This is a genomic window from Pseudohongiella sp. O18, from assembly GCF_021729085.1.
In the GTDB taxonomy this organism is placed as follows: domain Bacteria; phylum Pseudomonadota; class Gammaproteobacteria; order Pseudomonadales; family Pseudohongiellaceae; genus Pseudohongiella.
In genome coordinates this window covers 1504643-1529924 of sequence record NZ_JAJSAR010000001.1, presented here as the reverse complement: position 1 = coordinate 1529924, position 25282 = coordinate 1504643, and the positions used below count along the sequence as shown (strand labels likewise).

The following is a 25282-nucleotide window of genomic DNA, read 5'->3' as shown; positions in this document are numbered from 1 at the left end:
ATTCCTTGTAAGTGAATGATTGATTAGTCGAGTCGCTCAATGACGGCTGCGACGCCCTGACCGATACCAATACAAAGGCTGATCACTGCGTATCGACCACCGGTGCGTTCGAGTTGACGCAGTGTCGTGATGGCGATCCTGGCACCCGAGGCACCCAGCGGGTGACCCACGGCAATCGCACCACCATTGGGGTTTACGCGTTTATCGCTGAAATCGATCTCGAGCATCTTCAGACAACCCAGCACCTGGGTAGCAAACGCCTCGTTGATTTCAATGATGTCCATGTCTTTCAACGTCAGGCCGGCGCGTTGCAGAGCCTTGCGAATGGCAAAGACCGGCCCCAGGCCCATGACACGCGGCTCGACGCCTGCCACAGCGCCAGCGATGATACGTGCGCGTGGCTTTACGCCGTATTTCTGTCCAATCGCCTCGTCACCGATGATCAATGCGGCGGCGCCGTCGTTAATGCCTGATGCATTACCTGCAGTAACCACACCACCATCAAACAGTGTTCGCAACCCGCTCAGCACGTCAAGAGTCGATTGAGGGCGTGGATGCTCGTCAGCGTCAACCACCAGTGGCGGCTTTTTGCGCCCCTGAGGCACTTCAACCGGAACAATCTCTTCCTGGAAAAAGCCCGCTGCACGTGCAGTTTCATATTTCGACTGGGACGCAGCAGCAAACGCATCGCTGTCTTCACGGCTGATACCCAGGTCTTTGGCGATGTTGTCTGCCGTCTGTGGCATGGTGTCATCGCCGAAGTTCTTGGAGATCAGCGGATTGGTGAATCGCGCTCCCAGCGTACTGTCAGCGATCTGCTGACCACGATCGAATGCCGTCTGGGCCTTGGAAAGAATCAGTGGTGCCCGGCTCATCGACTCAACACCACCCGCCAGGAACAGGGAGCCCTCGCCGGCTTTGACACCCCGGCTGGCGTCCAGTATTGCAGCCAGCCCTGATCCACACAGGCGATTGACAGTCAGACCGGCCACCGTTGTTGGCAGACCCGCCAGCAGCGCGGCAAAGCGGCCAACATTGCGGCAATCTTCCCCGGCCTGGTTGGTATTGCCCATGATGACGTCTTCATAGGCCGCCGGGTCAAACACATTGCGCCCCACAACGCTGCGAATGACGTGCGACAGCAGATCATCAGGGCGGATCGGTGAGAGCGCGCCGCCATGACGACCAAAAGCCGTGCGGGCACCATCATATATATAGGCTTCTTGTAACTGACTCATAGAATTCTTCTCTTGTTCCCCATAACATACAGAATCGGCAGGGCCGCAATGGTAGCACAAGCTTTTGGAGCCGTGCAGTTCGACTCGGACGCTCGTTCGGGGTATTATGTCGAACTTTCGTTCGATAAAAAACAGCGCTTTTACTATTTGAGGTTACGCATGATCCGAGACCAGGAAATTCTCAACCAACTCGTTGATATGGTTGAACGTTTTGTGCGGGAACGGCTGATTCCCGTTGAGCAGGAAGTAGCAGAAACCCATAAGGTTCCCGACGAGATCATTCAGGAAATGAAAGACCTCGGACTGTTCGGCATGACCATTCCTGAAGAATATGGCGGCCTCGGCCTGACCATGGAAGAAGAGATCTATGTCGCATTAGCACTGGGTCGCACGTCGCCGGCCTTCCGCTCCATCCTGGGTACCAACAATGGTATCGGATCGGCGGCTGTGGTCTTCGACGGCACTGAAGAGCAGAAGCAGAAGTTCCTCCCCAAATATGCCAGTGGCGAGTGGGTAGGCTGTTTCTGTCTGACCGAACCAGATGTCGGCTCCGACGCCGGCTCAGTAAAAACCACCGCGGTTCGAGACGGTGACCACTACATCATTAATGGTACCAAGCGCTATATCACCAACGGCCCGGTCGCCGATACATTCAATGTCATGGCACGCACCAACCCGGATATAAAGGGTGCACGCGGCATCTCCGCCTTTATCGTTGAGAAAGGCACACCTGGCATCACCCTGGGTGCAATCGACAAGAAAATGGGCCAGGCCGGCTCACTCACCTGCGATGTCATCTTTGAAGACTGTCGTGTACCGGCAGAAAACCTGATCGGCAAGGAAGGCGACGGCTTCATCACCGCCATGAAAGTGCTGGACCGCGGCCGTCTGCATATCGCTGGTTTCAGCGTAGGGATCGCTGAACGCCTGATTGACGACGCTCTGCACTATGCCATTGAGCGCAAACAGTTCGGCAAACCCATCGCCGAGCACCAGCTGATCCAGGCCATGCTGGCCGACTCGAAGACAGAGGCCTATGCGGCTCGCTGCATGGTGCTGGACGCTGCCCGCAAGCGTGACGAGGGACAGAACATCAGCACGGAATCGGCAGCCTGCAAGCTGTTCGCTACTGAGATGGTGGGACGCGTGGCAGACCGTGCAGTGCAGATCCATGGTGGCGCCGGCTATATCTCGGAATACGCGGTGGAGCGCTTCTATCGGGATGTGCGTCTGTTCCGTCTTTACGAGGGCACCTCGCAGATCCAGCAGATCATCATCGCCCGCAATATGATCCGCGACGCCAGCTAAGCGCTCACTCCGACACTGAGTTGGCTTATAAGCACTTCTGTTTCGGTAGCGGTCCGGGAGGTGGGTGTCACATCCCGCCCGGATCGCATCCTTTCGCCACTCACCCGGCGGGGCGGAACTCGACCTCGCACGCTTCGCGGCTCGGGACTCAGTTCATCGCTTCCGGCCTCGGAACTAGGGTGGCAGTCCTCGTCAGGTTTTCCTCGCTCCTTGCCACCCTATCCCCGAGACCTCGATTTCACTACAGTGCCAGTTCCCGCGGTTCTATACACACCCACCTCCCTCCCCTTGTGCCAACCTCAAGATTGAAGCCCTGATCCCAACAACGGACGCACCAATTCCAGAACGCGCCGTCATCGCCCAGAACAGGGGTCACAACAGGTTCACTGCGTTTCTCTGACTGCCGGCGGCGTGGCGACACGGTTCAATCGAGGCGTCGGGGACTGGGTGGCAAGGAGCGAGGGTGTACCCGAGGACTGCCACCCAGGTTCCGGCGCCGGACGCTCCGAACCCAGAACACGCCGCAACGCCAAGAACTGGAATCACATGAGGTTCTCTGCGTTTCTGTGACCGCTGGCGGCGCGGCAAACGGCCCAATCGAGGTGTCGGGGACTGGGTGGCAAGGAGCGAGGGTGTACCCGAGGACTGCCACCCAGGTTCCGGAGTCGGACGCGTTGTCCCAGAAAACGCCGCCGGAACACCAAAAAAAGTCAGAAAACCTCTTGTAATTCCCTAAAAAATCAATAAACTGCTCCCCCTCTGTCGCTTCATGCAGTTTTCCGCAGAACAGCATCAGAAAATCACCGAAATCAACCACGCATGGTGTGGAGGCTTATAGTCCAGACGGCAACTGCTTAATCACAGCAATACAGACGGTCTATGAGTTCACCGCCATCTTTTTTTGGGGAAAGGATAATGAGTGCAATCTCCTCCTTTAAAAAAGAGTCTCTCAAACCAGCCGCCACCAGTGCGAATGAGAGTGAATGGCCCACATTTGCCGGAGAACCGGACGCGGACGCCAAGGATCACTTCATTCAGCGCAATGGCCTCGAATTCGCTGGCACACACCTGCTGATTGACTTCTGGGGTGCAGAGAACCTGACCGACCTGGAGCTGATGGAAGCCAAGTTCCGCGAATGCGTCGAAGTCTGTGGTGCCACCCTGCTGCACATCCATCTGCATCATTTCACCCCCAACGGCGGTATCTCCGGCGTTGCGGTACTGGCCGAGTCGCATATCAGCGTACACACCTGGCCTGAGCGCGGATACGCCGCCTTTGATATCTTCATGTGCGGCGATGCTGCGCCCGAGAAGGCCGTACCCGTACTTAAAGGTGCCTTCCGTCCGACGCGTGTAACCGTCGGCGAGCAGCTGCGCGGCCTGACGCAGCCTGCCAGCGAAGAATAAGCCGAGCCTCAGATGTCTGATCAACGTTGGACCGAAACGCTTTATGCGAGTTACGGACAGTCGTTTCGTGTCGACGAAATCCTGTTCGAACACAAGACCGAGCACCAGCACCTGGTGATATTCGAGAATGCGCAGTTCGGACGTGTCATGGCACTGGATGGTGTTGTTCAGACAACTGAGCGTGATGAGTTTATCTATCACGAGATGCTGACACATGTACCCCTTGTTGCTCACGGCAATGCGAAGCGGGTGCTGATCATCGGCGGCGGTGATGGCGGAATTCTTCGGGAAGTGTGCCGTCACAAAAGCGTTGAGCATATCACCCAGGTCGAGATAGACCAGGCTGTAATTGACATGGCACGTCAGTACCTTCCGTCCCATAGCGACGGGGCTTACGATGATCCGCGCGCAAATATCGTGATTGGTGATGGTTTTGACTTTGTGCAGACCACTGACCAAAGCTTCGATGTGATCATTTCTGACTCCACTGACCCAATGGGTCCTGGTGAAGTTCTTTTCACCAAAGACTTCTATGCTGGATGTCAGCGCTGCCTCAACCCGGGCGGCATTCTGGTCACCCAGAATGGAGTGGCTTTCATGCAGACTGACGAAGTAGCCAACACAGCTGCCCGATTCAGCAAGCTGTTTGAGGACTGGCACTTCTACTGCGCCGCCGTGCCAACCTATGTTGGCGGAATCATGGCTTTTGCCTGGGCCAGTGACTCACCAGCCGCACGACAGACCAGTCTGACCGAGTTGCGCGAGCGATGGCAGGCGACTGGCATCCAGAGCCGCTACTACACGCCTGAGCTGCATGCCGGCGCCTTTGCGCTGCCCGCTTACCTGCAACAGGCTATCAAACAGTAGCACGCGCCCTGATCCCGGTCTCAGGGCCAGAACATTCCACCTTGACAATCACTTTGCTGATTACCCAATATGTCTGCTGTTGACGCAACCGCAAGGCAAGGGCACCGGCAGTGGAAAAACTAAAAAAAATACTGGTCATTGTTGACCCTGACAATGACAAAGACCACGTAATTGACCGTGCCATTCTGCTGGGTTTCTACTACCGCGCCAGCGTCGTGCTGGTCATGAACAAAGCGAACGTCCTGGCACAGGAAGAAAGTACCCAGAGCGGTCTGACAGCACGATTTTTCTCCTCTCAGAAACAAAAATTTCAGGAGCATTACCAGGACCGACTGGATGCGCTGCAGCAGCGCTTCGAAGCCCAGGGTATCGAAGCCCGCAGCGTTTTTACATCAGACAAGAACGCTTCTGAAGCATTGCTAAAGCTGATCGACAGCGAACAACCGGACTTGGTTTTAAAAAGTGTTCAGAAACCGGGTCGGCTGGCACGCATACTGATCACCAACACTGACTGGCGCCTGGTCAAAAACTGTCCAACCCCCCTGCTTCTGGTTAAAGCGCAGCCCTGGGTTGAGGACGGCTGCGTGATGGCATCCGTAGACCCCATGCATGCCAAAGCGCAGCAGAATGCGCTGGATCACCTGTTGCTGGAGACCACAGCGAGCCTGGCCCGCGCCATGCAGCTCAATACCCGCGTATTTCACTGTTACTTCCCTGATCTCAGCGCCATGTTCCCCAAAGTGACCGATGCCGAGGTGTATATTCGCAAAGTCCGTCAACAACACCGGGACAGGCTGCTGGAATTGATTCACGAGCATCACATTGATGAGCAGAATCTGGTCATGACCCGCGGTGATATTGCAAAAACGCTGACACACGCGATCAAGCGCGAAAAAGCCAACATCCTGGTACTCGGTGCACTGTCGCGCAATGTGGTGGAACAGGCGATTGTTGGCAGCACCGCTGAAAAAATTCTTTACGACACCCCCTGCGACGTCCTCGTCATGAAGCACAAGTCGCAACCGGCATAACCATGTCAGAGACCCACTTCCGTGTATTGACGCTGAATATTCACAAAGGATTCAGCATGGGGCCCAAACGCCTGGTGCTGTCTCATATCCGCGACCATCTGCGCGCCAGCAAAGCCAACCTGGTGTTTCTGCAGGAGGTCGTCGGCGACCATTCCCTGCATCGTAAACGTTTGCGACACTGGCCCGACGAGTCCCAGATGGAGTTCCTGGCAGATACGGTCTGGTCTCATCACGCCTACGGCAAGAACGCAATCTACCAGCACGGACACCACGGCAATGCCATTCTGAGCGAACTGCCTTTTGTCAGCTGGGATAACATCGACGCTTCGTTTGTGAACTTCTCACAACGCGGCTTCCTGCACGGCACCATCTCCGACGACGTACACCTGCTGTGTATTCACCTTGGTCTGTTTGAACGGGAACGTCAGCTACAGACACGCCACCTGATTGACTATATCCAACGCAAGGTTCCTGACACGGCACCGCTTGTCATCGCAGGTGATCTTAACGACTGGCGCCGCACCACACACCGCACGCTGAAAGAGAAGCTGGGTGTAGTGGAAGCGCATGAAAGTGTGTTTGGCAAATGCGCGGAGACCTTTCCAGCGTTTTTCCCGATGCTGCCAATGGATCGCATTTATCTGCGCGGATTCGATATCCACGACTGTGTTAAGCTTTCAGGCACCAATTGGCGTGAATTTTCCGATCACTGCGCTTTGATAACGGACATCGAACTGACCAGAGGCTGAGCTCTCATGACGACACAGGACGTGCTGGTATGGTTGCTACCTCCGCTGTTGCTCGTCATGGGTTTGCTTACCGCCGGCCATGCACTGCTAAACAAGCGCGACTCAAAAGCCGCTTTTGGATGGATTGCTCTGTGTATCATCCTGCCTGCGGCTGGTCCGATAATGTATCTGCTGTTTGGCATCAATCGCGTCCGAACCAGGGCGCAGCGCGACTATATCACCAAGATCAATCGTGACTCCCTGCAGACTATCGCCGAGCCAGACGGCACCTCATTTCGGCCGCTGTCATTGATTGGTGAGACACTGGCCAGAAAAGGCCTGAGCTCCTGTTCCGACATTCAAATATATGAGAACGGCGACAAGCTGTATCCGGCTATGCTGGATGCCATCAACAATGCCACTGATCGAGTACTGCTGGCGTCCTATATATTCGACAACAACAAGACTGGCCGGGACTTTGCGCGGGCACTGGCCAGCGCCCAGCGACGTGGCGTGCAGGTAAAAGTGCTGCTCGATGGTATGGGGGAGATGATGAGCCTGCCTCGCATTGGTGGTCATCTTTCGGAGCTGGGCATCCAGTACACGCGCTTCAACCCCCTGAAGCTGTTCCCACCATCACTCAACCTGAATATGCGCAATCACCGCAAGTTGATGATCGTCGATGGCCTGCTGGCGTTTACCGGCGGAACCAACATTGGTGACCGCCATTTATCCAATTCCGCCAGCAACCCGCACCGCGTGCAGGACATACACTTTGGTCTGCGCGGCAAGATTGTCGACGAGCTGGAATGGGCATTCTGGCAGGACTGGTATTACTGTACCGGAGACCCGGATGCTGAAAAATTCAGGGGCTGTAATGTCAATGACGAATCAGCCGAGACCTGGACGCGGCTAATTCTTGATGGCCCCAACCGGGATCTTGACAAGCTTAGTCAACTGATCAACGGTGTGATTGCCGCATCCAAAGAGCGGGTGTACCTGATGACACCCTATTTTCTGCCAACCTTTGATCTTATTGGCACGCTTATTTCGGCACGCCTTAGAGGGGTCAAGATTACTATTTTGCTGCCGGGCACCAACAATATCAAAATAGCTGACTGGGCCTCTCGGAACTCAGTGCGGCAGCTGCTGGAATCAGGACTGGATATACGCTATCAACCGCCGCCGTTTGTGCACAGCAAACTGCTGCTGGTCGATGATGAGTATGCGCTGATCGGTTCACCCAACATCGATCCACGCAGCCTGCGCCTAAACTATGAACTTGGTGTCGAAGTATTTTCACGTCCCTTCAACGAGTCTCTGCGGCAATACTTCGAACTGCGCGCAGAGGTGTCTGAACCGATCACACTCAACTGGTTACGTGAGCGCTCATTACTGATCCGGCTCAGAGACTCTCTGGCATGGCTTTTTTCACCTTACCTTTGAAACCCTGGGGCTTCAGAATCAATACATCCTGAGCTACTCTGTCAAGCAACCTCTCGGCTGTGCTGCCAACCAGAAAATGATCCAGGGCCGACCGGGAAACGGCGCCCATGATCAGAATATTGGCCGCTATTCGATCCAGCAGTGCAGGCAGCGATTTTTTTACCTCATCCTGCTCAATGTGCAAGTGTGAATCATTCAGCGAAAAATCGGCCAGCAATTCGCGTGTTTTCTCTCGAACTTCCGCGACATCGACCGCAACCGGGTACATACCCGACACTGGCGGCTGATAGCAGGAGTGGAACACATGCATACTACCCCCAGTCAATTTCTGCAATTCACTGCCGGCAGCTGTTAGTTGAACATCAAAATCAGCAGGCTTGTCGTTTACATGATTGGGGTCCACAGCAACTACTGCCACCGGCTTCTCAGGCCATGGCAGATCTTTGACCAGCAACAGCGGGCAGGGACAGTAGCGCAATAACTGCCAGTCCTGGTGAGATAGCAGCAGTCGTGAAATCTTTTCGTGATGGCGACTGCTCTGTACCAACAGGTCAGGATTGCTGTCCAGCACTTTGTTAATGATATAGCGATAGGGTGGATTACCCCACATGGCATCCACCGTGACAGTAATGCCCTGAGGCCGAATAACAGAGGCCATTTCCTCCAGCAACTTGCGATTAGCTGCAACGTGTTCCTCCCGCAACTGCCTGGCCTGGAGTGGTTCAAAATAGTAACCGTCCTCCAGATAGGGGTTATGATCGCAAATCAGCAATTCGAGAGCTGCGCCAGACTCTCTTGCCAATCGCAAGGCTTTGCCCAGCGCCAGTTGCGTGTCATGTTCCGGCTCAATAACAACTAAAATCTTTTGCAGATCCCGCATTGAATTGTCCTCGAGTTAAGTACACAGCTGGTTGACAATCACGGCAGTTACCGGTGGATTAAACGCAGATACCGGTCGCAAGCTTGCCTCTGGTTATCAGAAAAGAGTAAGGCAATAGCGCAACTGAATCAATCCGCAGGCATGGCTTGCCATCGCTTCTCATTTTTTGCCGCCTCGGTTACACTCGGATAAAGCGTGCATGTGTTCTTAACACAGGAGCGAACGGCCATGGCTTACAAGACAATTATTACCGCTGTCGATTTATCCAACGAATCCAGCAGGATCATCGAACGTGCTGTTGAACTGGCAGATGGCGATGTTTCGCGGCTTTACCTGGCCCACGTGGTCGAGCCCGTCGCGGCGGCTTATCCGATTGATGCCTATGCGATCAACATGACCAAGCTTCAGGAAGAGGCGATGGCCATCGCAGCGCAGCGCCTGAAGGATATCGGCGGAAAATACGGTGTGCCCGAAGACCGGCAACTGGTCATGGCCGGCGCTGCAGCGACTGAGATTCGCAGCAAAGCTGAAGAACTGGAAGCTGATCTGATAGTGATCGGCAGTCACGGCACCTCCGGTTGGAAGCTGTTGCTGGGCTCGACAGCAAACAAGGTATTACACGGCGCTCCCTGTGACATCATGACCGTGCGCGTCGGCAACTGATCAAGTCCTCCGGAGCATTCATGTCTCAATCTTCTAGCAACGCTGGCGCTCTGGCAGGCGACTTTCGGATCGCCCCGCAAAAAATAGTCAATAAAGCACGCCCATGCCCGCACAATCCGGCTGCAAGCTGCAGCAATTGTCGGCTGAGCGATCTGTGTCTACCTATTTCGCTGAACGAGTCAGAAATTGTTCAGCTTGACGGGATTATCGAACGCAACCGCCCGCTCAAAAAGGGTGAACATCTCTATCGCCAGAACGATGAGTTCCGATCCATCTATGCGGTACGCAGCGGCAGCTTCAAATCCTACTTCCTCGGTAGTGATGGCAAAAGCAGAGTCACTGGTTTTTTTATGCCTGGAGAAATCCTGGGCATGGACGGCATTGGTTCGCGCAGGCATGGCATGTCGGCAATGGCGCTCGAGCATGCCTCCATTTGCGAGATTCCATTCTCACAGCTGGAGAAACTGGGTCATCAACTGCCCAGCCTGCAGAGTCGGTTCATTTCCATCATGGGCAATGAAATCGTAAAGGATCAACAGATACACACCCTGCTCAGCAGCTACACAGCAGAGCAGCGCTTAAGCTCATTTCTGCTCAGCCTGTCTGCCCGACATGCGCGCTGCCAGCTGTCTCCCGATCGCTTTCTGCTGCATATGACGCGTGGCGATATTGGTGAATACCTTGGGCTGACACTGGAGACCGTAAGCCGGGTGTTCTCGGCCCTGCAGAAAAAAGAAATCATTCGGGTCAATAATCGCGAGATTACCATTACCCAGATGCCTGCACTGCGAGCCATCGTTGGCGATTCCGTAGGAGCTTGCCAATGACGATAGACTGGGCTGCGTTTACGCCATGGGCGGCACTGGCAGGCGGCGCGCTGATCGGGCTGGCAGCCGCGATGTTTATTTTACTGAACGGCCGCATCGCAGGAATCTCCGGCATCGTAGGCGGGCTGCTCAATCCTCAGACTGGTGATGTCACATGGCGCATCATGTTTGTCCTCGGCATGCTTCTGGCGCCTGCCGTCTGGCTGTTGGCTGCCGACATGCCAGGCATTCAGATTGATGCGGACTACCCTCTTTTGATCATCGCAGGATTACTGGTTGGAATAAGCACCCGTTACGGTGCAGGCTGCACCAGTGGACATGGCGTTTGCGGAATATCGAGGCTTTCTCCCCGCTCGGTCATAGCCACACTGGCCTTCATGGCAACCGGCTTTTTGACTGTCTTCATTATGAGGCACGTCCTGTCATGAACAAAACATTTATCTCAGCCTTCGTCACCGGCCTGATTTTTGGTATCGGTCTGCTGGTGTCCGGAATGGCCAATCCAGACAAGGTGCTTTCGTTCCTGGACCTCGCCGGTGCCTGGGATCCATCGCTGGCGCTGGTGATGGCCGGTGCGATTGCCGTTGGACTGATAGCATTCACGCTGGTCAGAGGTCGCAGCCAATCACTGCTGGGAGAGCCACTGCGGCTGCCCACCAAGAAAGCCATTGACCGGCGCCTGGTGCTGGGCAGCCTGGGTTTTGGTGTTGGTTGGGGGCTGGCCGGTTTCTGCCCCGGCCCAGCACTGGTTGCACTTGGCGCGGGCGAACTCAAAGCAGCGGTGTTTGTCGGCGCGATGCTGGCAGGTATGGGGCTATTTGAACTGCTCGAGCATCGCAAACCCACAACGGGCCAGCCTGCCAAGAGCCATTAATACTGATTTAGTTCAGCAGATTGGCCGGTGAGTATTGATCGGTCAGTATGCGTGTTGATTCATCCCAGTCTGCCTCTGTGGTCAACAGCGGCGGATACTCCAGAACATTCATGTCATACGGTGCCAGCGCATCGTATAGTTCGCGTGAGCGACGGCGCAAATCGCCGAGCTCAGGCAACTCACCGTTCGTCGCAAGTATGATCCGATTGCCACTACCGGCGCGCTTGAAGTTATAGAACTTACCAAACACAGACTGATAGGTCACCGACTCATAGTCGTAGAGATCGCTGGAGGCAAAGGTGTTGGCAACAACGACACCATCATCAGTCAGCAGCGCCTTGACCTCCTCCAGAAACTCACGGGTCAGCAGGTGCTCGGGAATGTATTCGCCCGAGAATGCATCAAGTACGATGTAATCATACTTGTCACCGCGCAGCCCGGCACGCTTGATATACACTCGCGCATCAACCACGTGCACTTCATGCTTTTCGTCTTCCTGATAACCGAAAAACTCCCTGGCCACATTGACCACAGCCTGGTCGACTTCCAGCACATCGATTTCTGCCTCAGGATAGAGTTCACGCATCACCATCGGAATAGTGCCACCGCCGAGACCAGCCACCAGAATACGCTCGGGCTCAGGATTGAGCAGCAGGCCGGCAAAACTCATTTTGGTATAGTTAAATACCAGACGCTTGGGATTTCGCAGGTCTATGCAGGTCTGGTTCATATCGCCGCGATGGATATTGAACAGCATGCAGCGCTGACCGTTGAATTCAGTGACCAGCACATTGCGGTACTGAGAGCGCTCTTCATGGATGACCTGGCGTTGAGCGCTTGCAGGCGCCGCACTTATCAGCACAAGCACACAAAGCAATGGCGACCAGATACGAAGATTCATGATTTCTGCTCCTTGATCGCGTGGCGACTGGAGAAGGCAATCAGGGCGGCGCACAGCAGCAAGGCGACGATACAGCCCCACATGACCTGATTGATCTCAAACCACATGACAAAGTAAAAGGATGTGGCCAGCGTACCCAGAGCACTGCCCAATGTCGAGACGAAGTACAGCATTCCCGCGACACCGCCACTGTGCTCCTGCGTCAGCACGAGCAGTCGCACAGAGTACGGTGAGACCATGCCCATCACACAAATCGGTGCAAAATACAGCAGCACGGCAGACCACAGTGAACCGTAGCGCGGATCTTCAATCGACAGGAAGATGGTCCGCATCACCGGGTCAGCCAGATAGATGATGGGCAGGCACAGCAAGGCCGCAAAAATGAAGAAACTGATAAACGTCCGGTGGCCGGGATTGCGCAGCGACAACTTGCCGCCCCACAGATAACCCAGCGACAGAGACAGCATGAATACAGCGATAATGCTGCCCCAGACATGGACGCTGCTGCCGAAATAAGGTGCCAGCACCCGCCCGCCAAGCAGCTCTATGGACATGATGACAAAGCCGTTGATGAACGCGACAGCCAGTATTGCCAAACGACTGGCGACTGAGTGGGACACGGATACAAGCGCCTGTTGTTGTTGCACAAATCTCTCCACTGGGGCTATGGGCCAGTCGGGCCGTCCGGACAAGGTTGCCAAGCGTACCACAGCCTTGCGCAAATTTGCCAAAGCACCCACATCGGCGTATCCTTCGCAGCGCAATCCGCGCGGCGCGGCTTGATTGTCGCTGTGTGCCGATGGCTTCTCTCCGGGATTATTCTATGTCTGTGTCCAACGCTGAAGCACCCCGCCTGAGCCTTTTCAGGCTGGCAGGCCCGACCATTGTTGGTAACCTGTTACTGTCGATGGTGCACCTTGCGGCCATCAAGATTGTTGCGGAACTAGGTGCAGAGGCAGTAGCTGCGGTGATTGCAGCTGACCGTATCTACATGGCGATCCAGCTGATCATTTTTTCGATCACCGCCGGCACCACGACCATGGTCGCCTACGCCTGGGGAGCCCGAAACCTGGATGAAGCCGACCGTGTTGTAAAACTGTCAGCTGCGGCTTGCCTGGCAGCATCGCTGTCACTGTGGGTAATCATTCAGTGGCTGGCCACACCGCTGGTGGCGATATTCGGACTGCAGGGACCCATGCTTGCAGAAGCGGCGCAGTATCTGAAAGTACTCATCTACTTTAATGTTTTCTTCTCCTTCCTGGCGGTGATCAGCGCGGCGCTGCGTGCGGCGGGTGATGCTCTGACCCCAGTCTGGGTAGCCGGCATCGGGAATATCGTCAACGTCCTGCTGGCCTATGCCTTTGTCTATGGCATCGGTCCTTTGCCCGCCATGGGCATAATCGGGGCTGCCTATGCGGCAGGCATCTCCTACGCGCTGGTCGGTGGCATATTCTTTTTGCTGTGGACCCGGCAGCGTCTGTTGCTAAAACCCGTCAAGCAGCCCTACTGGGAAATGACCAGGCTGCGTAAGTTGATTCGCATCGCAGTGCCAGCGGGCATCGAGCAATCTGTTTTCAATTTTTCAATCATTGCTTTCATGTGGGTAGTTTCTCTGTATGGCACAGAAGCGTTTACAGCATATGGCATTGGCGTAAACATTCTGTCTGTTTCTATTGTGATTGGTATCGGCTTTTCGATAGCGACCGCCACCATGACAGGTCAGAACCTGGGCGCGGGGCGGCCCGATCTTGCGGAACAGGCTGCTCGACGCAATCTGAAGATTTCCTTCGCCATCATGGCAGTCGTGGGCCTGGTGATTGGTCTCAATGCACGGCTCATAGGCAGCTTTTTCATCAACGAACCCTTGGTGCTGGACTACCTGGTCGCACTGACAATCATGGTCGCGATCGTGCAGCCAATGATGTCCATAGAATTCACTCTGGGCGGCGCGCTGCGAGGCGCTGGCGACACAAGATCGCCCGCCAGGATCATGTTTACCGGCTTCCTGTTTGGACGCGTGGTGCTGACAGCCTTGTTCTTCTGGCTGGGCTTAAGCGTGTACTGGGTCTATGCTGCGCTGATTGCGGACTACATCATAAAGTGCTGCATGTATCTGGTCATCTTCAAGCGAGGCAACTGGAAAACCGCCTTTGGCGGGAACTAGACCATGTTGCTGTTTGAAGGCATATTCCCCGTCCTCGCGCTGGCTCTGGCTGGATACATAACGGCGCGCAGCGGCTTTCTTAGCATTAATGAATACCAGGCTCTGGCCAGATTCACCTTTAACCTGGTTATCCCCTGCCTGTTGGTCATCAACATGGCACATGCCGAGATTCCTGAGAACTTTGGTGCCGACTTTCTGCTGGCTTTTTATGTGCCGGTGCTGCTGGTGTACTGCCTGACCCTGGTGATTACGAGGTTTTTTCTGAAGGCGACCGGCACTCTTCAGTCGGTACTGGCGCTCGGCGCCACCTACTCCAACACCACCATCGTAGGCATCCCGCTGGTGCTGCAGACGCTTGGCGAACAGGCGCTGCTACCACTGTTCCTGATCATTGCTACACAAAATCTGGTGCTATTCACCGTAGCCACTCTGTTTGCCGAACGGGATCAATTTGACCTGTCCACCCTGCTGGCAAGTATTGCGCGTCTGCTCAAGCAGCTGGTTGCCAGCCCCTTAACTGCCAGCCTGATCGCCGGCCTGGCCTTTAATCTGCTCGGTCTGCCTATCTATCGTCCGCTGGACAGTGCCCTGCAACTGATGTCAGAGGCCGCCATTCCCTGTGCCCTGTTTGTGCTTGGCACCAGCCTGCATCAGTATCGGGTCGGGCACCAATTAAAACCTGCAATGCTCATCACCGCATTAAAGCTGATTGCCCTGCCGCTGATCATGGCAACATCCATGCTGTTCGTGTTTGACGTGACACCTTTGTGGGCGAAGACGGCGATTCTGGCAGCGAGTATGCCGGCGGGTCTGAGCGCATATGTGTTTTCGGTCAGATATCAGACCGGGCAGGCGACCATTGCCGCTGCCTCAGTCATCTCTACCCTGCTCAGCCTGATACCAATGACACTGGTACTGCTGATAGTGCCTTAGCCCCAGGTCAGAGCCTGGAGCGATCAATAACCAGCTCACACATCTGTCGCAGACTGTGCACCTTTTCAATCAGTCGCGCGAAGCGGGCATCCTTGGTCAGCCCCTGCGCATAACGGTAGTAAATCTGCTGGCCGATACCGGCCAGGCGGAACAGCCCGAAGCAGAAATAGAAGTCCATATTGTCGACATTGATGCCAGTCCGTTCACTGAAACGCGCCACAATCTCTGCGCGAGTTGGTGCACCCGGCGCATCACTGGGCATGGCACGATACTGGCGGAAAAAGTCCGGATCGCCTGCCTCGGCCCAGTAGCCGAGCGTGCACCCCAGATCCATCAGCGGATCGCCCACTGTGGCCATTTCCCAGTCCAGCACACCAATCAGCCTCATGGGGTCGTTCGGTGACCAGATGACGTTGTCGAGTTTGTAATCATTGTGAATCACACCGACAACACCGCTCTCGCCTGGCTTTTTATCGCGTAACCAGTCGATGACGGGTGCAAAATCCGGAGCATCCGCGGTCATGGCATTGACGTATCGTTTGCTCCAACCCTCGAGCTGCCTGGTAACGTAGCCTTCCGGTTTGCCAAAATTGTCCAGCCCTGCCTTGACCAGGTCCACCGAGTGCAATTCGCCAAGCACATCGAACAGGGTAAAAAACTGCTGACGCACCTGCTCCGGTGACAAGGCCAGCCCCTCCGGATATTCACGACGGATGACCAGCCCTTCAATATATGACATCAGGTAAAAATCACAGCCCAGAACGTTGTGATCGTCGCAAAAATGGATGGGCTTCGGGGCATAGGGAAAGACCTTTTCCAGCGCTGTAAGAACTGTGAATTCACGCCCCATGTCATGCGCTGACTTGACCTTGCTGCCAAAGGGCGGACGCCTGAGCACCCACTTCTGGTCTCCACTGCTAAGCAGGTAAGTCAGATTGGAGTAGCCACCCGGAAACTGTTTCACTTGCAGATCATCAACCAGCCCACCGAGCACTGGGCGCAGATGCTCGCGCAGTACATTCAGATCCAGCTCTTCGCCTTCCCTGACCGATTGTGCCTGGTCAACCAGATTGGATTGCTGATGAGATTGTTGTGTCATTGCAGATCCCTTTTTTGTTCTGTTGTATTTAACGGAAAGTCACCAGCTTCTGGTGGGCCGGCGTTTCAAGGTGGGCCACGGAATTAAAGCTTCCCAGCGATACCTTGCCGCGGCCATACACCAGCCGTGTGACGGCACTGTTTAGCACCATCCAGTTGGTTTCCACGGTGCGACTGTCTGGCAAATCCAGCGCTCGTTGCACAGCGCTCGCAATGACACCTCCCGAGGTGGCCAGCAGCACGCGACTGCCTCTGGAATGTCGCGCCATCAGCTCGGTCAGTGTGTCATGAACGCGTTGCTTGAAATCAAGCCAGGGTTCGAAATCGGCATCGTCTGGTCCAGCGGCCCGAAGCGTTCCGGCAATCCAGTGACGACTGGCCGCCTCCAGCACCAGCTGGAACAATTTGCGATCCTTCGTCAACGCTCCCTGCTGCACATCGTAACCTTCATTACGGGCATGGTCGCGCAGGTAGAGTCGCAGCAAGGGCTCCCCATTATATTCATTGAGGCCGCTTTGCACTTTGATCTGCGTGTCACTGACTACCGGCAGCAGCAATTCGGCGGTCTGTTGCTGGCGCTGCAGATCGCCCGCGTAAACATGATCGAATTGCTCGCCGAGCGCCTGCCAGTGACTGCAGAGCACCTGCACCTGCTGCCTTCCAAGATCACTCAAATTGTCGTAAGACGCGGCACCAAATGACGCCTGCCCGTGTCGCACCAGAATGAGTTCGCTCAATCCCTGTCCTGCCCTGTTGCTGTCGCCCGAATGCACGCCATCGAGTCGCTGCCTGCAAATTACGGCATGAAAAATAGCATACAAATAAAAACGGGGCATAGCATCAATGCGCAGCCCCGTTATGTGTCAATCTGCCCTGGTCGTATTACAGCCTGGCGTAACGCAATGTGTGGAAGTCGGTATTGCCAAACAGGTGTTCAATCGTGGTGACACGCTTGAAGTAATGGCCTACGTCCAGTTCATCGGTCACGGCGATACCACCATGAATCTGTACAGCCTCCTGACCGACTTTACGAATAGCGCGGCCGACACGGCTCTTGGCAGCGGAAACGGCTTTTGCCTTTTCCTGCACTGATGCTGAACTATCGAGCTTCATCGCAGCCATGATCACGATGGAACGCGCCAGCTGACACTCGATAAACATTTCCGACATGCGGTGCTGCAATGCCTGGAAGGTGCCGATGGCTACGCCAAACTGTTTACGCGTCTTGGCATATTCAACGGTTTTCTTCAGCAGACTGTCCATGGCACCGACCGCTTCCGCACCCACGGCAAGAGTTGCACGGTCAATGGCTGCTTCCAGCGCCGGCAGCGCCGCACCCTCTGCGCCCAGCAGCGCAGATGCAGCCACCTTGACATCTTTCAGATGAATTTCTGCTGCGCGATGGCCATCCACATTGGTGTACTCGCGCTTGCTGATGCCAGCTGCAGTCGCATCAACAATGAATACAGAGATACCGTCACGGTCGAATTGGCCGCCGGCGGTGCGGGCAACGACCAGCAGTTTGTCGGCCGCGGGTCCATTCAACACCTGGATCTTGGTGCCATTGAGCACATAGTCATCACCACTTTTTGTGGCTGTGGTTCCGACTGCTGCCAGATTGTAACGGCTGTCTGCCTCTGCATAGGCTGTTGCGAGTTGCAGGCTGCCTTCCATGATGGCCCCAATCAGCGCCTCTTTCTGCTCGGCGCTGCCAAGGTCAGTAATCAGGCCACCGCTGATGACACCAGTCGGGATGAACGGCTCGACGACCATGCCTTTGCCGAACTCTTCCATCACCACCATCAGATCAACTGCCGAGCCACCGAAACCGCCATCCTCTTCCTTGAATGGCACGGTCAGCCAGCCGAGCTCGGCAAACAGGTTCCAGGCTTCATCACTGAACCCTTTTTCACTTTCCAAATACTTGCGACGCGTATCGAAGTCGTACTGGCTCATTACGAATTTCTGCACGCTGTCCTGCAGCATCTGCTGCTCATCACTGTAAGAAAAATCCACTAGCTGTTCCTCTTGATGTCAGTTGACAGGTCCGCGTGCTGTTACAGACCCAGTACCGCTTTGCTGATAATGTTTTTCTGGACCTCGTTGGATCCACCGTAGATCGACTTCTTGCGATTATTGAAGTAGACATTGGCAGATGACGCCAGCGTCCCCTTGGCAACCCGCTCACCTTCAAAGCCTTCGGTGAACTGCTCGGGGACATGTGGCATGCAATGGTAGGCTGCCACTTCCATATAAAGTTCATCGATGAACTGCGTCGCCTCGGTTCCAACAATCTTGAGGATGGACGACTCTGGGCCCGGTGCCTTGCCGACACTCACGGCAGCCAGCGTGCGCAGCTCTGCGAACTCCAGCGCCAGCACCTGAATATCCACCTCAGCCAGCTTGCGGGCAAACACGGGATCGTCCAGCAGAGTGCCACCGTTGCCATCAGGGGTGTTGGCAGCCAGATTGTGCAGTTTGCGCAGTTTCAGTTTGGAGTTGGGAACCTGGGCAATATTGGTACGCTCGTGCGTCAGCAGGACCTTGGCGTAAGTCCAGCCCTTGTTCTCTTCACCGATCAGATTCTCAGCTGGCACTCGAACATTGTCGAAGTGTACTTCGTTGACTTCGGGTTCGCCGTCCAGCAACACGATAGGAGATACCTTGATGCCAGGCGTTTTCATGTCAATCAACAGGAAGCTGATGCCTTCCTGCTTTTTCACCGTTGAGTCGGTACGCACCAGGCAGAATATCCAGTCTGCATGCTGACCGAGCGTCGTCCAGGTTTTGGTGCCGTTGACTATGTAGTGGTCACCGTCACGCACCGCGGTGGTTTTCAGTGACGCCAGGTCGGAACCGGCATTGGGTTCGGAGTAACCCTGACACCACCAGACGTTGCTTGCCAGAATATCAGGGAGGAAACGCTTTTTCTGCTCTTCATTGCCGAAGCTGTAGATTACCGGTGCCACCATCTTCATGCCGAAGGCAACCGGCTCCATGGCACCGTACAGGCCCATCTCCATGGCGAAAATGTACTTCTGGGTGGGGTTCCAGCCGGTACCGCCGTACTCAACTGGCCAGTTGGGTGCTACCCAGCCCTTTTTATAAAGGATTTTCTGCCATCGCACGTAGTCATCTTTTTCCAGGCGAATGCCGTTATCGACCTTGTGCTTGATGTCCTTCGGGAACTCAGCTTCCAAAAACTGACGAACCTCTTTTTGAAACTCTAGTTCTTCTGCAGTGAAATCAGCATTCACAGGGATTCTCCTGAAAACTATATAATTCAACTAGTTGCCCGCTCACCCCCAGGATGGGGTGATCATCTGACGCAACAGGGAAACCGACTTTACCACTTTTGCCGAGGCTTGAAAACGAAAAGACGAACAGTTGCTCTGTAAATTTATTACCCGTCTGGCGGCTTGACCTGTCATGTCGATCGCGCATAATGCGGGCCTTGGCATCACCACATCGGGTACTACAATGGATTGGCTGCAAATCCTGATACTGGCTGTCGTCCAGGGCGTTACTGAATTCCTGCCGGTATCGAGCTCAGCGCACCTGATCCTGGTACCCATTGTCACTGGCTGGCAGGATCAGGGCCTGGTCTTTGATGTTGCCCTTCATTTCGGCAGCCTGGCTGCAGTCGTCATCTACTTCCGCCAGGAACTGTGGGTCATGGCGCTGGCGTGGCTCGGATCTCTGCGCACGCGCCAGCTGGATGCGAATAGTCGGCTGGCCTGGGCAGTATTACTGGGTACAATCCCGGTTGGCCTGGCTGGGCTGCTGCTAAACGACACCATCGAGACAGTGCTTCGCTCACCTCTTTACCTGGCTGCAGGCCTGATTGTTTTTGGGGTGATTCTGGGATGGGTGGACTGGCGTCACCGCGGCATCCGGACTGAGTACCAGCTGCGCTGGCGGGATGTGGCATTTATCGGGTTTGCTCAGGCGGTCGCCTTATTTCCCGGCACCTCTCGATCCGGCATCACCATGACAGCCGGGTTGATGCTGGGCATGAGCCGTGATGCGGCGTCGCGCTTCTCGTTTTTGTTGTCGATCCCAGTGATTGTGATTGCGACGGCACTGCAGACTTATGAACTGCTGAAGTCTGAGCAGACCATCGCCTACGGCGCACTGGCAACGGGCACGATACTCTCGGGCATAAGCGCCTATCTGTGCATTCACTTCTTTCTTGCATTCATCAACCGCATTGGCATGCAGCCGTTTGTCATCTACCGGATCGTGCTGGGTCTGCTGCTGATTTATTTCTTCATCTAGGCGGGACGCAACAGCGCCTCCCTCAGCTCCAGCGGAATGAACGAATTGGCCGCATGCCGGCGATCATGACAACCAGCGCGTAAAGAATCAGTGGTGGCAGCACGTATAAGGCAATTGAACCCAGGTGCTGACCGCCCAGCCCGAACAGTGCCATCACCAGGTAGACCAATGCCGCCAGCAGGTGCAGCACCAGGTAGGCAGTTACAAACTGTTGGCGAGTGCTGCTAAGCGTATAGGCCTGACCTTTCAGCAGCCAACTGAACGCCACTCCCAGCCCCAGCAGATCCGTGGGCCAGAACAGCAGCAGGTTCAAATTGCCGTGCACGTCCTGATGGCTGGATAACCACCAGCCCAGGCTCATGATCAGACCATAGACACCACTGAACAGTGCGATTATCAGCCCCAGCAATCCAAGCAGACGATAACTGATGGCGGGCGCACGCAGCGCAAAACCGGGCTGACTTGAGAATGATGCAATCGAGGCGCGTCTCACACTGAACAGCAACAGCAGCATCGGCAACGCCAGCAGCAGGCTGATCAGGTTGGCGCTTGGCCCGGCTTCGGGCGGCGCAAACGACATGACCGTCTCTGATTCCTCAATCATGCCCAGACGCAGCAGCTGCTCACGTAATTGCAAGGGCAGGAACATTCGCTGCCACTGCGTCATGCGCTCATCAATATTGCCGTTCATCAGAATATTCAGCGAGAAAGCTATTACCGGCACGCTGGCGTAGTGATCGACCACTTCGTCGCGAAACGTTCGCTGACCGAGAACCTGGGTCTGATTTGACAGCGCCCCGCCCAGTGCTTCGTCCAGATAGTCCCGCACCCGGGTCGTGCAGTTATCGAAAAAATACTCGTAGTCGTAGCTGATGTTTTCGGGCCGCAGATTCCAGGCCAGGCGCTGATACAGCGTGCGTTTTTGCTCTGCTGTCAGGCGCAGTCTGTCCTGCCATACGCTGCGCCCCTCGGCCTGATAGCGGCCCAGTTCCCAGGCTGGTGGTGCCACGCCCAACTGATAATTCATGATGCCGCGCGCAAAATTGGCGGCAAACCGCAGATTGCCAATGCTGGTATCGAACAGCCCCCAGTTGAAGATCAGGTCGGTGTTGGTCGTGTTGTCGACAACACGCAGGGCAGTATGGCCGAAGTTATCCCAGACATTGGCGCCAACATCGACAGTAATCAGATAGAACTCAAGCTGGTTCAGATTGTTCGGTACCTGGATGTCCTGCCGATTTTCAATCGTGGGCTGTGCATGTGCGGCACCCTGCGCAAGCATCAGCATCATGGTCAGTAGCAGGAGTAAAACTGGCAATGGGAATGAGTGCACCACAGGGCCGCTCGCCGAGGCGATTTGAGAGTTGCCCGGCAGGGCTTGGTGGTCGGAATGTAAGAAAATCAATGATCAGCCAGCGTTGTTGTATTCGTTGTCGCGATCATATCAAAGAAACTGCGGCAATCAACCAGCAAATGTCAGAACGAGCGGGTGTTCGCCTTGCCGTTGAGCCTGTGTATGCCTATGATAGCCGGCTAATCATTACAATTATTGACAAATAGAACTGTGGAGACCCGGCCATGAATGGTGCCAGAGCCCTGATTGAAACCCTTGCCGAGTGCGGCGTCGAACTTTGTCTTGCCAACCCGGGCACATCCGAAATGCATCTGGTTCAGGCACTGGATCAGGTACCGCGCATGCGCAGCGTGCTGGCACTGTTCGAGGGTGTCTGCACCGGAGCCGCTGATGGCTACGGACGCATGACCGGAAAACCAGCCGCCACGCTGCTGCATCTGGGCCCAGGTCTTGCCAATGGTATCGCCAATCTGCATAACGCACGCAAGGCTGGCACCCCCATCATCAACCTGGTCGGCAATCACCCGCAATTTCATATTGGTTACGACGCGCCACTGACCTCCGACATCGATACCCTGGCACGCAACTTCTCCTGCTGGATCAAGTCATGCAGTACTGCCGACACACTGGCCAAAGACGGTGCAGAAGCGTACACGGCAAGCCTGCGCGCCACGCCTGGTTCCCAAGGCCAGATTTCAACACTGATCCTTGGCGCCGATGCGGCCTGGGGCGATTCGCCCGGTCCGTCCATCCCCAATGGTCTGCCATCACGGTCGCGAATTGACAACAGCCAGGCCGCACGGATTGCCGAGGTTCTGCGCAGTGGCGAGTCCTGTGTGATGATTCTTGAGCACGACGCGGCGCGTCCCGAGTCGCTGGAGCAGGCAGGTAAAATCGCAGCCAAGACAGGTTGCCGCATCATGACCGGCACTTTTCCGGCGCGCGTCGATGGCGGTGCTGGCCGGATTGATGTCGAGCGCATGCCGTATTTCCCGGAGCACATTCTGGCTTCATTCGCCGAGGTCAAGCACCTGATTCTGGTCGGTGGTCAAACCCCCGCCAGCTTCTTTGCCTATCGCACCACTCCCAGCCGGCTGGTGCCTGAAGGGTGTCAGGTACACACACTGGCCCGTATTGAGGAGGACGCCCTGGATGCGCTCAATCAGCTGGCCGAGCTGACAGGCGCAGAGAAGTCCGAGGCGCGCCGCCTGCAGCGTGTAGATATGGGACTGCCGAGCGGTGAGATGAGCATGCGCAATATGTTGCAGGCCGTTGCCGCAACCTTGCCGGAAGACGCAATCGTGGCAACCGATTCTGGCCCAGGCAATGCGGCACACCCGGTGTGTCAGGGCGCTGCACCGCACAGCTGGTTGAGCCTGACCGGTGGCTCTATCGGCCAGGGCAGCCCGGTCGCCACCGGCGCAGCACTGGCATGCCCGGACCGACGTGTTGTGGCACTGCTGGGCGATGGCGGCGCTGCCTACACCATCCAGAGCCTCTGGACGCAGGCACGCGAGCAGTTGAACGTCACGACAGTGATATTTGCCAACCGCAAATACAATATCCTGAATATCGAATATGGCCGACTTGGCGTGACCGAGGTCGGACCAATCGCAGAAAGCCTGTTTGACATCGGGAACCCGGAAATTGACTGGACCAAACTCTCTGAGAGCTTTGGTGTCCCGGCCGCCAAAGCAACCACAGCTGACGAATTCGTCAAGTTGCTGCAAAAGGCCAATGCGACACCGGGTCCATTCCTGATTCAGGCGGTGTATTGATCTGGAACAAAGCGGTGACAGGGGCTTGTGTTACGCTGACTAACATATCGTCGAATTCGCTAAATTTTGGCGCTGACGACAGCTGAACACAAACCCCTGGTATCAATTAAATCATTGTTTTTAATAACTTTTATTTTTGGCACGGATCTCGCTTAGTAAATCTCAGGCAATGTATGAATGCCATCATTGAAATAACCTGAGTGGAGCCCGGACTATGGACGTAATCAAGACACTTTGCACCATCATCGTATTCACTGTGTTAGCAGTCATGGCCCTGCCATTGATTGGTGCTGGCATCGGTCTGATGTTCGTGCTGGGCTTTTTCTTTATCTGGTTACTGCCGATTCTGATCATCCTGAGTTCGGATAAAACAACCGGAGGCGAAAAATTTGCCTGGGTTCTGGCTATCATCTTTCTGTCCTGGTTCGCCTGGATATTCTATTTCCTGTTGGCGCCACTGAAACCTAGAAAAGACTATTGGTATGAATGAAACTCCCGGCAGCGATGCCTGGCTCGCTCAGGTAACCGAACCCATCATCGAACCTGAGCGGCCAATTATCGACCCTCACCATCACCTGTGGCGCAAACGTTTTGGCCGCGATTACCTGCTCGACGATTTATGGCAGGACACGGCCAGCGGCCACAACATCAAACAGACCGTTTTTATCGAATGCCGGGCCTTTTATGACAAGGAGGCCGAGCCACACTGGCAGTCACTTGGCGAAACCCGCGTCATTACGGAAATCGCCAGAAAGAGTCAGCAGCAGACAGAGCAACCAGCCATCAATGGAATTGTCGCCAAGATTGACCTGACATTGGGCGACAAGCCGGCTCTGCTCAAAGAAATCATTCAGACTCATCAGCAGGTCGCCGGTGATCTTTTCAAGGGCGTCCGCTTCGCTGGCGCACGCGATGCAAGACCTGAAGACCTGACCATTTCCCTGCAGGCACTGCCCTATCTGTATGGTCGCGAGAATTTTCGGCAGGGATTGCGAATACTGGGCGAACTTGGCTTGAGTTACGACACCTGGCACTACCACCATCAGAATGTTGATTTCTGCGACCTGGCAGAGGCCGTCACTGACACAACTCTGGTGCTCGATCACTTTGGCACGCCGCTCGGCGTGGGTATCTATCGAAACGCCAGCGACGCGATATTTCAGCAATGGAAGGAGGATATCCGGCGACTGTCCCGGTATCCGAACGTTGTTGCCAAGCTTGGCGGCCTGGCGATGCCAGACAATGGTTTTGGCTGGGATAAGCGGGATTGTCCACCAGATTCCGACGAGTTTGTACGCCGGCAGAGGAAATACTACCTGCACACTATTGAGTGTTTTGGGCCTGAGCGATGCATGTTCGAGAGCAATTTCCCGGTAGACCGCTTATCGGTCAGCTATCCGGTTGTGTGGAATGCCTTCAAAAAGATGGTTGCCGACTTTTCCGAATCCGAGAAGCACGCCATGTTCTATGAGACCGCTCGGCGCGTCTATCGTCTGCCCTGATGCCG

General features: G+C 55.3%; 25 protein-coding genes. 16 read left to right on the top strand and 9 right to left on the bottom strand.

Features of this window, described 5'->3' with window-relative positions:
- Window positions 1-23: 23 nt before the first annotated feature.
- Entirely contained in the window at window positions 24-1238 is a 1215-nt protein-coding gene (locus LVD14_RS06750; protein WP_237133264.1) for a 3-oxoadipyl-CoA thiolase, read from the bottom strand.
- A 159-nt stretch (window positions 1239-1397) separates the two neighbouring features.
- On the opposite strand from LVD14_RS06750, the gene LVD14_RS06745 reads away from it, so the two are divergent.
- The 6 genes from LVD14_RS06745 (at window position 1398) to LVD14_RS06720 (ending at window position 8025) form a co-directional block, all read left to right on the top strand.
- Complete coding sequence (locus LVD14_RS06745; protein ID WP_237133263.1) at window positions 1398-2546, top strand: acyl-CoA dehydrogenase family protein; 1149 nt, start codon at window positions 1398-1400, stop codon at window positions 2544-2546.
- A 915-nt stretch (window positions 2547-3461) separates the two neighbouring features.
- Window positions 3462-3953 (top strand): adenosylmethionine decarboxylase, encoded by a 492-nt coding sequence (gene speD / locus LVD14_RS06740; RefSeq protein WP_237133262.1) that lies wholly within the window; start codon window positions 3462-3464, stop codon window positions 3951-3953.
- Between the two features lie 12 nt (window positions 3954-3965).
- Entirely contained in the window at window positions 3966-4820 is an 855-nt protein-coding gene (gene speE, locus LVD14_RS06735; protein WP_237133261.1) for a polyamine aminopropyltransferase, read from the top strand.
- Between the two features lie 110 nt (window positions 4821-4930).
- Window positions 4931-5851, top strand: coding sequence for a universal stress protein (locus tag LVD14_RS06730; RefSeq protein WP_237133260.1), 921 nt, complete (start codon window positions 4931-4933; stop codon window positions 5849-5851).
- A gap of 2 nt (window positions 5852-5853) precedes the next feature.
- On the top strand, window positions 5854-6600 hold the full coding sequence (locus LVD14_RS06725; RefSeq protein WP_237133259.1) for an endonuclease/exonuclease/phosphatase family protein: 747 nt from the start codon (window positions 5854-5856) through the stop codon (window positions 6598-6600).
- Between the two features lie 6 nt (window positions 6601-6606).
- Window positions 6607-8025, top strand: coding sequence for a phospholipase D-like domain-containing protein (locus LVD14_RS06720; RefSeq protein ID WP_237133258.1), 1419 nt, complete (start codon window positions 6607-6609; stop codon window positions 8023-8025).
- On the opposite strand, the gene LVD14_RS06715 is transcribed toward LVD14_RS06720, so the two are convergent.
- A complete protein-coding gene (locus LVD14_RS06715) occupies window positions 7985-8905 on the bottom strand; it encodes a universal stress protein (RefSeq protein ID WP_237133257.1) in 921 nt (306 codons plus the stop codon). The two genes, LVD14_RS06720 and LVD14_RS06715, sit on opposite strands and share 41 nt — an antisense overlap.
- Before the next feature lie 228 nt (window positions 8906-9133).
- On the opposite strand from LVD14_RS06715, the gene LVD14_RS06710 reads away from it, so the two are divergent.
- Genes LVD14_RS06710 through LVD14_RS06695 form a run of 4 tightly spaced genes read left to right on the top strand, consistent with a single transcriptional unit; the run spans window position 9134 to window position 11269 of the window.
- Window positions 9134-9568, top strand: coding sequence for a universal stress protein (locus LVD14_RS06710; RefSeq protein WP_237133256.1), 435 nt, complete (start codon window positions 9134-9136; stop codon window positions 9566-9568).
- Window positions 9569-9588: 20 nt separating this feature from the next.
- Window positions 9589-10395: a fumarate/nitrate reduction transcriptional regulator Fnr gene (fnr, locus tag LVD14_RS06705; RefSeq protein ID WP_237133255.1), complete on the top strand. Its 807-nt coding sequence runs from the start codon at window positions 9589-9591 to the stop codon at window positions 10393-10395.
- Complete coding sequence (locus LVD14_RS06700; RefSeq protein ID WP_237133254.1) at window positions 10392-10823, top strand: YeeE/YedE family protein; 432 nt, start codon at window positions 10392-10394, stop codon at window positions 10821-10823. Before fnr ends, LVD14_RS06700 begins: the two co-directional genes overlap by 4 nt.
- The gene (locus LVD14_RS06695; RefSeq protein WP_237133253.1) at window positions 10820-11269 is read left to right on the top strand and encodes a YeeE/YedE family protein; all 450 of its coding nucleotides are present in this window, start codon (window positions 10820-10822) and stop codon (window positions 11267-11269) included. Before LVD14_RS06700 ends, LVD14_RS06695 begins: the two co-directional genes overlap by 4 nt.
- A 7-nt stretch (window positions 11270-11276) precedes the next feature.
- On the opposite strand, the gene LVD14_RS06690 is transcribed toward LVD14_RS06695, so the two are convergent.
- Window positions 11277-12170 (bottom strand): spermidine synthase, encoded by an 894-nt coding sequence (locus LVD14_RS06690; RefSeq protein WP_237133252.1) that lies wholly within the window; start codon window positions 12168-12170, stop codon window positions 11277-11279.
- Window positions 12167-12817, bottom strand: a complete 651-nt coding sequence (locus LVD14_RS06685; RefSeq protein WP_317622115.1) for a fused MFS/spermidine synthase — start codon at window positions 12815-12817, stop codon at window positions 12167-12169. Before LVD14_RS06685 ends, LVD14_RS06690 begins: the two co-directional genes overlap by 4 nt.
- Before the next feature lie 176 nt (window positions 12818-12993).
- Here LVD14_RS06685 and LVD14_RS06680 point away from each other — a divergent pair, with 176 nt between their 5' ends.
- Window positions 12994-14334, top strand: a complete 1341-nt coding sequence (locus LVD14_RS06680) for an MATE family efflux transporter (protein ID WP_237133251.1) — start codon at window positions 12994-12996, stop codon at window positions 14332-14334.
- Window positions 14335-14337: 3 nt separating this feature from the next.
- Window positions 14338-15267 carry an AEC family transporter gene (locus tag LVD14_RS06675; RefSeq protein WP_237133250.1) on the top strand — a complete coding sequence of 310 codons (930 nt, stop codon included), beginning with the start codon at window positions 14338-14340 and terminating at the stop codon, window positions 15265-15267.
- Between the two features lie 7 nt (window positions 15268-15274).
- Here LVD14_RS06675 and LVD14_RS06670 read toward each other — a convergent pair whose 3' ends face one another.
- From LVD14_RS06670 to LVD14_RS06655, 4 genes are all read right to left on the bottom strand, one after another.
- Window positions 15275-16366, bottom strand: a complete 1092-nt coding sequence (locus LVD14_RS06670; protein ID WP_237133249.1) for a phosphotransferase family protein — start codon at window positions 16364-16366, stop codon at window positions 15275-15277.
- A gap of 28 nt (window positions 16367-16394) precedes the next feature.
- Window positions 16395-17102 (bottom strand): histidine phosphatase family protein, encoded by a 708-nt coding sequence (locus tag LVD14_RS06665; RefSeq protein WP_237133248.1) that lies wholly within the window; start codon window positions 17100-17102, stop codon window positions 16395-16397.
- A gap of 145 nt (window positions 17103-17247) precedes the next feature.
- Window positions 17248-18381 carry an acyl-CoA dehydrogenase family protein gene (locus LVD14_RS06660; protein WP_237133247.1) on the bottom strand — a complete coding sequence of 378 codons (1134 nt, stop codon included), beginning with the start codon at window positions 18379-18381 and terminating at the stop codon, window positions 17248-17250.
- 41 nt (window positions 18382-18422) lie between these two features.
- Entirely contained in the window at window positions 18423-19622 is a 1200-nt protein-coding gene (locus tag LVD14_RS06655; RefSeq protein WP_237133246.1) for an acyl-CoA dehydrogenase family protein, read from the bottom strand.
- A gap of 223 nt (window positions 19623-19845) precedes the next feature.
- Between LVD14_RS06655 and LVD14_RS06650 the strand changes: the two genes are divergently transcribed.
- Window positions 19846-20643, top strand: coding sequence for an undecaprenyl-diphosphate phosphatase (locus LVD14_RS06650; protein ID WP_237133245.1), 798 nt, complete (start codon window positions 19846-19848; stop codon window positions 20641-20643).
- A gap of 22 nt (window positions 20644-20665) precedes the next feature.
- Here the strand turns inward: LVD14_RS06650 and LVD14_RS06645 are convergent, their stop codons facing one another.
- A complete protein-coding gene (locus LVD14_RS06645) occupies window positions 20666-21961 on the bottom strand; it encodes a DUF4105 domain-containing protein (RefSeq protein ID WP_237133244.1) in 1296 nt (431 codons plus the stop codon).
- A gap of 260 nt (window positions 21962-22221) precedes the next feature.
- On the opposite strand from LVD14_RS06645, the gene LVD14_RS06640 reads away from it, so the two are divergent.
- The 3 genes from LVD14_RS06640 to LVD14_RS06630 all read left to right on the top strand — a co-directional run bounded on the left by LVD14_RS06640 (window position 22222) and on the right by LVD14_RS06630 (window position 25277).
- A complete protein-coding gene (locus LVD14_RS06640; RefSeq protein ID WP_237133243.1) occupies window positions 22222-23775 on the top strand; it encodes an acetolactate synthase large subunit in 1554 nt (517 codons plus the stop codon).
- A gap of 214 nt (window positions 23776-23989) precedes the next feature.
- Window positions 23990-24265, top strand: coding sequence for a hypothetical protein (locus LVD14_RS06635; RefSeq protein ID WP_317622116.1), 276 nt, complete (start codon window positions 23990-23992; stop codon window positions 24263-24265).
- Entirely contained in the window at window positions 24258-25277 is a 1020-nt protein-coding gene (locus LVD14_RS06630; RefSeq protein ID WP_237133242.1) for an amidohydrolase family protein, read from the top strand. Before LVD14_RS06635 ends, LVD14_RS06630 begins: the two co-directional genes overlap by 8 nt.
- Window positions 25278-25282 lie beyond the last annotated feature (5 nt).